The following is a 9,732-nucleotide window of genomic DNA, read 5'->3' as shown; positions in this document are numbered from 1 at the left end:
GTCGTACAGGAGGCGTATGTCAACGGGGTCAGCACCCGAAAGGTGGACGACTTGGTACGAGCACTGGGGTTAGATGGTATCAGCAAAAGCGAGGTCTCTCGGCTGTGCAAGCAGTTGGATGAGGCCGTCCTTCAGTTCAAGGAAAGGCCGTTGGAAAGAGAGTACCCGTACATCTGGCTGGACGCTACGTTTCCGAAGGTGCGGGAAGGTGGGCATGTACAGAGTATGGCGTTTGTGGTGGCCATAGGCGTGACAGACACCGGAGAGCGTGAGGTATTGGGGTTCGACCTAGGAACCAGTGAGGACGGGGCGTTCTGGACCGAGTTTCTCAGAGGCCTGAAGGAGCGTGGGCTGCGGGGCGTCAGGCTCGTGGTCAGCGACGCTCATCTGGGACTTCGGCAAGCGATATCCGAAGTGTTGACGGGGGCCGTGTGGCAGCGGTGCAAGGTGCATACCATCCGGAACATACTCAGCCAGGTGCCGAAGAAGCAGCAGTCGATGGTGGCAGCGATAATCCGGACCATCTTTGCACAACCCACGCAGGAGGCGGCCAGGGCGCAACTACGGAACGTGGTGAAGCAACTTGAGGACAAGTTCCCGAAGGCCATGCAGATCCTGCAGGCCGCCGAGGACGACGTGTTGGCGTTCATGGCGCTGCCAGGCGAGCACTGGCGACAGATCTGCTCAACCAACCCGCTGGAACGCCTGAACCGAGAGATGAGGCGGCGGATGGACGTGGTCGGAATATTCCCTAATCGGGAGTCCGTGTTGCGCCTAATGGGGGCCATTCTGCAGGAGCAACATGAGGAGTGGATGGTGTCTCGACGCTACTTCAGTCTGGAGTCCATGGCGAAACTAAAGCCAGACCGAACGTTGCTGGCACCGAACGCCGTACTACAGAAATAGCTGAGAGGAGGTGGCGTGTATGTTACACGCAAACATTGACTTTGTCCCCTAGGCGCCTAAATTCGACCGGCAGGAGCGACGTCAAGGGCGTCCGACCGGACGAGCGCAGCACCCCTTGACGGAGCGACGAAGGTCGATATACTCCCGCGACGGAACAAAGCCATGGATGTCACACATTAGACACAAACGGTGAAATTACACCACTTGACGGGACACTACCCCTCATAGGTACCCTACAAACCACCCTGGCCGCCAACACGCTCCAGAACGGCAAGCGGTATGTTTCCAATCCTCATAGGTACCCTACAAACCGAGATTTTGCCGTACCGTGGTGTCGCTTGCCAGAAAGTTTCCAATCCTCATAGGTACCCTACAAACCATGCCGGCCGACCTCCTCTCATGGCCTCCTTGGCTTCGCGTTTCCAATCCTCATAGGTACCCTACAAACAAACACCCACCTTGGCCCCTCTCCATCGATCCAGTTCCCGTTTCCAATCCTCATAGGTACCCTACAAACTGAATGTCATCGGAATTGGATTGGGAGTTTCTGGCATGTTTCCAATCCTCATAGGTACCCTACAAACGCATAAACCGCGAAAACTCATCCTCTGGCTCAAAGGGTTTCCAATCCTCATAGGTACCCTACAAACATGAAGACGGTGAACATGCCGGAGATGACCGCTGCCATGTTTCCAATCCTCATAGGTACCCTACAAACGGGCTCCTTCGCGATCCATTTGCCCGGACCGGACTTCGTTTCCAATCCTCATAGGTACCCTACAAACTCGCCTCTCCCAGAGAATGCCTGGAATGTGGTGCCCCCAGTTTCCAATCCTCATAGGTACCCTACAAACGGATGTCAAGGACCGCCAACGTTAAGATCTCATTTGTGTTTCCAATCCTCATAGGTACCCTACAAACGGGAGACCGAATATTCGGTCGCTGTGGAAGGGGGGGTTTCCAATCCTCATAGGTACCCTACAAACGTATTCCATTTCGCCAGTCTCCAAGGACGCGAACCGAAGTTTCCAATCCTCATAGGTACCCTACAAACAAGACCATACTCCCCCGCCACAGACCCGACGAACGAACTGTTTCCAATCCTCATAGGTACCCTACAAACTTGGTTGATCTCCGCTCGGCGGCGGGTTCGTGACGGGTTTCCAATCCTCATAGGTACCCTACAAACTACACATCGCCGTCGACGTGCAGCATGTTCTGCTCCAGTTTCCAATCCTCATAGGTACCCTACAAACGCGATTGTTTGAATCGATTCTGCGCGTCCAGCAGGTGTTTCCAATCCTCATAGGTACCCTACAAACCCGCAGGCACAGGATGTCCTTGCTGCGCAGGAGAGCCTGTTTCCAATCCTCATAGGTACCCTACAAACGGGGGCGATGCGGATGCAACTGGACCTGGGACTGCGGTTTCCAATCCTCATAGGTACCCTACAAACGTCCATCTACCTCCACCACTTGGGGATTGGTGGGATTGTTTCCAATCCTCATAGGTACCCTACAAACTGGGACAGTGATCATGCCAGGCGACATCGTCAGGTGGAGTTTCCAATCCTCATAGGTACCCTACAAACCGGGATGGCCATGTACCGCTGACCGTCCACCTCGTAGTTTCCAATCCTCATAGGTACCCTACAAACGTCCTTGTTGACTTTATCATACACTAAGTGTACGAGTTTCCAATCCTCATAGGTACCCTACAAACCCAGCACCGCTGTTGGCATCCGTCTTACCTCCCCGCCGGGAGTTTCCAATCCTCATAGGTACCCTACAAACTCAGGCCATGATGACGCAAGGGGGTGGACAGACGTTGGTTTCCAATCCTCATAGGTACCCTACAAACGTGTTGGTTGCCTCCATTCTTGCGCCCATCTTGGGCACTGTTTCCAATCCTCATAGGTACCCTACAAACTCTGGGTCGGTTGCTACTTCGCGGATCTCATCGTAGTTTCCAATCCTCATAGGTACCCTACAAACTGGGATGGTTTGGGAAAGTATGCAGAGTGGTGAATATGTGGTTTCCAATCCTCATAGGTACCCTACAAACGAATGTCCTCGACGACGAATGTTTCGGACTCCTTAGTTTCCAATCCTCATAGGTACCCTACAAACGGTGACGGTTGCGTCCATCGCACGGACGCGGGAACCCAGTTTCCAATCCTCATAGGTACCCTACAAACCATCGTCGAGCACCAGCTTGTCCTTGCTCTGCGCGGTTTCCAATCCTCATAGGTACCCTACAAACACTTGCTTCTGTCGCGCGGCAGCTTGACCAGGAGCGAGTTTCCAATCCTCATAGGTACCCTACAAACCCATTTTTGAGGCGCAAATTCAACAATACCCCTGATTTTTCGATATACCCAAAATGCACACCTGTCAATCGTTAAACGGCGCAAAAAAGCTCAAACAAGCCTGATCTTGCGTTCCAAACCCTGTCGTGTCCGTATGAAAATTGTCGTCGATCCCCCGGACTTTTTGCACTCAAGCGGATCGACGACAATGCCGAACCGTGTTCCACGCGTTTCGCCCCGCATGGCACACCAAATCCATTCCTGTAACACAAAGCCCTTCACAAAATCTCGTCAAATCCGCCCTTCTCGCGGCCAAGAATCACTCGTTTCGAGTACAGGGTGGTCCGCAAAATGTAGATGATCACGGAGTCTTCGTCGTGATGAATCATCTGATCCAGTTCACGGCGCAACCGATAGAGATTGGCGCGGGTAATTTCGCCTTCGAACACGGAGTTCTGAACCCAGGTGAGATACTCGCGGCATTTCTTCATCACCCTCGCCACGCGCCGTTCCCCGATGTCATACACCAATATCACAAACATCTGCTCGCCTCACCACCAGAGCGCAGGGCCATCGCATCTTGTGTTCGATCACGCCTACACATCAACGGCTACCACTGCGTGACGAAGGGTCTGTACGGGATGCCTTCCACGACGTGCTTTTCCACTTTGTACAGTTCCATGCGGATCAGCGTCCGGTATGACACTTCTCGCCCAACGCTGCGGTGGCGAATGGTCGTGTCAAGACGCTTGGTCCACTCCGTAATCCAAGTTTTCCTGCCGCTCTCTTTCAGTGCCAGGCCCTGCAATTTTGCCTCGAAATCCCGCTTCGTGATCATGCGCTTGCCAATCACCGTGAAGATGACGCGATCCACCAATAATGGCTTAAAAATTTCGGCAACGTCCAAATTCAGGCTGAAGCGGTGGAAATTTGTAGTATGTAAATATCCAATCCGCGGATCCAGGTGCGTTTTGTATGCTTCGCGGAGAACCGTCGAGTATAAAATGGCGTTCCCAAAACTGATCAGGGTGTTCAGTTCATTCCGAGGAGGCCGGCGGGTACGGCGTTCAAAGACAAAATCCTGATTTTCCAATATGGCGTCAAACGCGTGATAGTAGTGCTCCCGAATGTTTCCTTCCAATGCCATGAGCTCCGGGATCTCCAGCACATCTTCCACACGTTCCAAGAGGTTCTCCATCAGCGCCATGCGGTCGGCGACGTCCTTGCCTCGATTGTGATAATAGCGAAGGACGGCCAACATGTTCTTGGCAGCCCCTTCAACAAACCTGCGCGCCAGCTGCATCCGCCGATGTGGATCCAGATAGTGCTCTGCCTGCTTTACAGTGACATACCCCGCGTTCAGATGCTCACGGGGGTAGAACGTGCCCATGTAGTAGTCGTACTCTGAATTGAAGATGTGCAAAAGAATCTCCTTTTGCGCGCAGAATTCCAGGAGACTCTTGGTAAGCTCCACATTGCCGAACAGATAGATCTCGTGGATGTTTTGGACCGGCAAATAGCGATTCCCTTCTGCGCCCTCGAATACGAGCGTATTGTCCTTCCGGCGCAGGCATCCGTCCGAGAATAAGTACACGCTTCTCGACACCGGCCATCCCCTCAACCCATGTATACTCCGTCTCAGATCCTCAAGGATGTTCTCACGCTATGCCCAGCAATACTCCATATAGGCGCAATTGCGACAAAACCGAATCCTCTTCGGAGCAGGTGGCACCGGTTCGTTCAACACGTCCCGCAGCTCCCGCACCAAGGTGTCGATGCGGGTTTCATCTTCCGGCGTGAGTACCACCGTCTCCTTGGACCGGTCCTCCGTAAAGACCAATTCACCCACCGCCTCGATTCCGCGCTCCTTCAGCTCTTTGAGATAGTACAACATCTGCATTCGGGCACTGGGGGCCGCCCGGGCGCTCTTTTTGACCTCTGTCACTACCAACACACCGCGTTCCGTACGCAAGAGATCCACTTTCGACGCCCCAATCTCCACCTCTTTGGAACCCCGGGCTTGCCGCATCTCGTGCAGAACACGCCCAATCACGATTTGCTCGTCGTCTTCATCGGGCGTGATTTGATGTGCCATGAGCCACGCTTCGCGTGCGCAGATCGTGTAATACCACACAAGCGTACCGCCGATTCGCACATCCTCCTGCATCCACTTCCCTCCAGACGCGTGTACGGAGAAAGATCCACCGACACGTGCGATACTCATGCGAACAGTAAATCCGTCAACCCGTGAACCGCCACCCGCCCAAATCCGGCCTCTTCCTCGTATGCCCCGATATCGGCCACGCGTTTGATGACGACTTCGTCCGCAAAGTTCGCGGTGATGGCAACCGCAAGCCGCGGAGGCACTTCGACGATAAACTGTTGCATCAGCCCCATGAACCGCTTCCGCTCGACCATCGATAACCCCCGCACCCATGCGAGATCCAGGTATCGCTCATAAATCTGTTCCGCACGTTCAAGAGAAAAGGCTTGCATCAGGCGTTGAACCCGGGGATCGGCTCCAGACTTCCACACGGCGTCTCCCCACGGGACAAAGACCGGAATTCTCCATCCATCGTCTGCAAAGGGTGCCCATCCCGCCACCTGGCTCCACGCACCCTGAGCCGCCCTGCGCAATGCCTCCAAAGCCGCCTGCCCGTCCCGCTTGCGCAATATCCGCTCAAAATAGGCTTCGATCTCGCGATACATTTCGATCTCATCGCTGCCCGCCACCCGCGCCATGCTGTGATCCGTCTCTTCCCGCGAAATGGCGTCGCGATAGACATAGGGTCGCGTATCCTGCCCTCCTTCGCGTGCGAATCGAAAGACACAGATTCGGCCAAGGTGCGGGCCTTCGCCGTGACGATTGACACGTCCCGCCGCCTGAACCACCGACGAGAAGATCGGAAGCGCGCGATAGACGGCATGAAAGCTCACATCGACCCCCGCTTCCAACGCCTGTGTGGTGACCACCCAAACGCGTTCTCCCCCGTCGAGGGTCTGCCGGATTTCGGCCAGCCGCATGCGCTTGTGAAGAGGAGTCATCAGGCCATGCAGGGTATAGAGGCAGGGCCTGTCCGAATACTCTTCCAAAGCTGCATCGACGGATTCCCACACCCGCACGGCGTCCCCGATGGTGTTCATCATGACGGCAAGGCTGCGCGTATCCCGTTCCCTGGTACACAGGACATGAATGAGATCCGACTCATTCCAAACTTTGTCCTCGTATACCACCTGGTATCGAGGAGGATACACGAGGCCGGGGGGTTCCAGATGCACGGGCTCCGCGTCCAATCCTGGCACCAGAGGCGGCAACGTGGCGGTGGAAAATACGCAAACGACCCCCATTTTATCCATCGCGGTCTGCAACTGCGCGAGAAAGGGACTCCACACCGTGTGATCCACAATTTGCGGTTCGTCGATGAAGACCACGGCGCCGTGCAACGCGTGCAGCCGAAGTGTATCCTGTGCCCGTGCTGGAAACAGCGCTCGAAAGAACTGATTGAACGTGGTCACGACGATGGGGGCCTGCCAAGATTCCAACAGAAGGAGAGCATGCTCGTCCTCGCCTCTGGATGGAGATCCCTCCTCCGTCGCGTTGCGATTCGAGGTACGCGCGGCCCCTTCCTCCCCGCCGGTGTCCTGCGATGAACTGGACGCAGAGGCTCCGCCTGTTCCGGTGTTTCCAGAAAACACGTCCGCCAAGGACAATCCGTGGTGAACCATCACTTCAAGCCCCGTCGCCTCCGAAATCACCTGAGCCGACTGGGAAAGCAAGGAAAGATACGGTGCCACATAGACGATGCGCTCCGCTCCCCGGTGACGCGCGATCTCCAAAGCGATCCGCAGCCCGGTCAACGTCTTGCCGTAACCGGTCGGGACGCGCAGCACATACGCCGGGGCATCCGGTGTCTCCTGGTAACGCTGCAGGGCCTCGCGCGCGATGCGATCACGCAGCCGATGAACGTCCGTCTGTGGTTGTGCGCTCACGGTTTGCGCCACGTGGCGCGCCAATCGCGCAAGCGCCTGATCCACCTCCTCCCTCGTCATCGCACGCGGCTGAATGCCCGCCGCATCAAAGCGATCCGCACGAATCAGCGTGGCCGTGTCCACCCGCAGACAATGGGCGGCCCATGCACGCAGCGGACGTTGATACCGCTCGGCTTCATACGCGCCCGCCCAGTCGTCGTACCACGCATACCACCTTCGCCGAAAACCCGCCGCCCACCGCTCGACGGCCTCAGCGTCGAAAGGCAAAGACGCCACCTCCGGAAATTTGCGGCACAGGTGGTCGCCCACGGATTTCAGGTCTATGGCATGCCATTCCAGTGTGCGTCCGGACCAGGGAGGTTCATCAGGAGTCAGATCCCCAAGTCGCCCGTGATGGTCCATGATGTCCCGGCACAACCATTGGATCCGGGCGACCCACGTTTGCTCATCCCCTTCGGCGGACTGCCAGATCCTCATCAGGTGTGATGCCACGTATACGAACAGGACCGCCCCATAGACCGCATGGGGAGGTCCTTTCCGTTGACTCGGATCCCGGATATACCACTGCCACTTGGCATGCGCCTTGCCCACATCGTGCATCCATCCCGCCAGAAACGAGAGCCGCTGAAAAGGCGTGCCGTCGGCTTTTCCCATTCCACTCGCGACCGTCTCCAGATGGGAGAGCAGAGGAAATGTTCTTTCTCCCTCCGGCGGCCGTGCAATGCACTCATGGAGCGGTATCACCACAGGCAGATCACCTCGTCTTCCGTCATGGCAAAGCGCACCGGTGGTGACAGCGGCTCTCGCTCGGGCACGAAAGCAATCGGCTTGCCCTGCTTTTCGTACACCAAGTGCACGGCGCCACGGAACTTCCGCTCTCCCAGATACTCATAGTGCACGCCTCCGACCCGTCCATACTGCTGAATGCCTCGTTCATTCGATTCAAGGCCATCACCCGATGGGCGCGTGACAATCCTGGCGACAACATGTGTAGGCAACACGGTGCGTGTCACATAGACGCGGTCGCCATCGAGCTCGACTTCCGGCGCATTCCACTCGCCCACATACACCGGCTTCGTGAGGCAATACGCGCTCCCCAGATACGTGTGGTAGTGGCTGCGCCCTTCGCGAATGCGACTCGCCAGCTCATCCTGCCACACGCCATGATAATAGATGCGGTAGGCGGGGTTGACCACCAGCTCAATCGCAGTGGGACGATTCATCGCAGGGCCAGTGGTCAAGAAACCCTTGCCCAGCATCGACATCTCTTGTACCGACGTGCGGATCGGAGACAGCAATTGAATCCCTGTCCACGCCTCTCCTTCGAACGCATCCAGACCCAAAACAGCGGCGAGCAACCCCCGCAAGGCCGTTCGCGTGATGAACGGATAAGACGCGTGGGTCGCAGTCGTATCCGGTCTGCGAAAGTGTGCCAGGCTTCCGTGCAAGTCGAAGACGAGCAGATTCATCGCCCAACTCCTCACCACAACGGCGGCTTTTCTCCAATCAACTCGCCACGAACAGCCAGGGACGAATGCACCCACACACGAACGCGTGCAATGCGATCCCGGTGCATCTGCAAAACCTCTGCAAGCCGCGTGACATCGAGAGTGACTTCCGATACCGAGGTGGGAGGATGAGGCGAGCGCCACACATCTCTTTCGGGGAGAAGACGCACGTACTCGTCGAGATAACCAATGCGGAAGAAGGGATCCGAGTATTCCACATGCAGGAGGAAAAGGGGCTGTTGCAGGCCACGCCCTCGTGCCTGCCGATACTGGGTGCCCTTCCACAACGCCTCGAGCAGCAGATCCACGTCCGCTTCCGACATCCCCGTCTGGACGGCCAATTGCGCATTGATCACGCCTGGCATCAGAAAAACCGCAAATGGCAAGGTATAGGTTGTCCAGATGGTGCCTTGCTGCTTTCCTTCTGACGCATCACTGTCGTTTTTCTTCGTGACGTCGGCGCTGGGCATCACCACCGTGCCTTGCACGTACCGGGTTTCCACCGGATGGAGTGAGTGGGCCCATCCAAACTGAACCGGTCCCGTCACCTGGAACGACTGCTTGGCGACGCTGTAGACGGCCCCAAACACGCGAACATCAAAGGCACTCTGCTTCAACACGGTCTCCATGGATCCACTGCGGCCGGAGGCACTCTGAATTCCGGCAGCCAGACTTCCTCGTCCCAGCAGTTTGCCGTCCTCCGTCTTTTCTTCGCGGACGAAGATAAAACAATTCTTCTCGGGCCCGCCATCCGGATACCGAGCCAAGACATAGTCGCGCACGTCGCGCTTGATGCTCACATCGGACAAGGAGATGCGCCCGTCCTCCTCGTCAAACAGGCGACGTGCGTCGCTGTCATTCAGCGGATCGCGATTCGGGATCCCGTCTTTCACACTCTTTACAAACAGCAACTCTCCGCTGCGCACAGCCATCTCGTGCATACTCCTCCCCATGGTATGTATGATTCAGTTGAATTCAGTTGAAATACCGGTCTGGATCCGCGTGCCATCCCCGTCCATC

At 56.4% G+C, this 9,732-nt stretch carries 7 protein-coding genes and 1 CRISPR repeat array; of the genes, 1 reads left to right on the top strand and 6 read right to left on the bottom strand.

Translation table 11 applies throughout. The features are described from left to right. Positions 1–906, top strand: a 906-nt coding sequence (locus BM357_RS11895; RefSeq protein WP_083430461.1) for an IS256 family transposase, incomplete at its 5' end; no start/stop codon positions are given. Between the two features lie 211 nt (positions 907–1,117). After that, positions 1,118–3,235: a CRISPR direct-repeat array (repeat unit 30 nt; unit sequence GTTTCCAATCCTCATAGGTACCCTACAAAC). Positions 3,236–3,492: 257 nt separating this feature from the next. Here the strand turns inward: BM357_RS11895 and cas2 are convergent. The 6 genes from cas2 to BM357_RS11865 all read right to left on the bottom strand — a co-directional run bounded on the left by cas2 (position 3,493) and on the right by BM357_RS11865 (position 9,644). After that, positions 3,493–3,756 (bottom strand): CRISPR-associated endonuclease Cas2, encoded by a 264-nt coding sequence (gene cas2, locus BM357_RS11890; protein WP_074953489.1) that lies wholly within the window; start codon positions 3,754–3,756, stop codon positions 3,493–3,495. 68 nt (positions 3,757–3,824) lie between these two features. Next, a complete protein-coding gene (cas1b, locus tag BM357_RS11885; RefSeq protein WP_074953486.1) occupies positions 3,825–4,820 on the bottom strand; it encodes a type I-B CRISPR-associated endonuclease Cas1b in 996 nt (331 codons plus the stop codon). A 57-nt stretch (positions 4,821–4,877) separates the two neighbouring features. After that, entirely contained in the window at positions 4,878–5,381 is a 504-nt protein-coding gene (cas4, locus tag BM357_RS11880; RefSeq protein WP_074953483.1) for a CRISPR-associated protein Cas4, read from the bottom strand. Between the two features lie 53 nt (positions 5,382–5,434). Beyond that, positions 5,435–7,948 (bottom strand): CRISPR-associated endonuclease Cas3'', encoded by a 2,514-nt coding sequence (locus BM357_RS11875; protein WP_281245592.1) that lies wholly within the window; start codon positions 7,946–7,948, stop codon positions 5,435–5,437. Further along, on the bottom strand, positions 7,945–8,673 hold the full coding sequence (gene cas5 / locus BM357_RS11870) for a CRISPR-associated protein Cas5 (protein ID WP_074953477.1): 729 nt from the start codon (positions 8,671–8,673) through the stop codon (positions 7,945–7,947). The genes BM357_RS11875 and cas5 overlap by 4 nt, the downstream gene beginning before the upstream one ends. An 11-nt stretch (positions 8,674–8,684) precedes the next feature. Beyond that, positions 8,685–9,644, bottom strand: a complete 960-nt coding sequence (locus BM357_RS11865) for a CRISPR-associated protein (protein ID WP_074953536.1) — start codon at positions 9,642–9,644, stop codon at positions 8,685–8,687. Positions 9,645–9,732: the final 88 nt, after the last annotated feature.

Source organism: Paenalicyclobacillus macrosporangiidus, from assembly GCF_900116805.1.
GTDB lineage: Bacteria > Bacillota > Bacilli > Alicyclobacillales > Alicyclobacillaceae > Alicyclobacillus_H > Alicyclobacillus_H macrosporangiidus.
The sequence above is the reverse complement of the archived record's forward strand: the minus strand, read 5'-3'. Positions and strand labels throughout refer to the sequence as shown.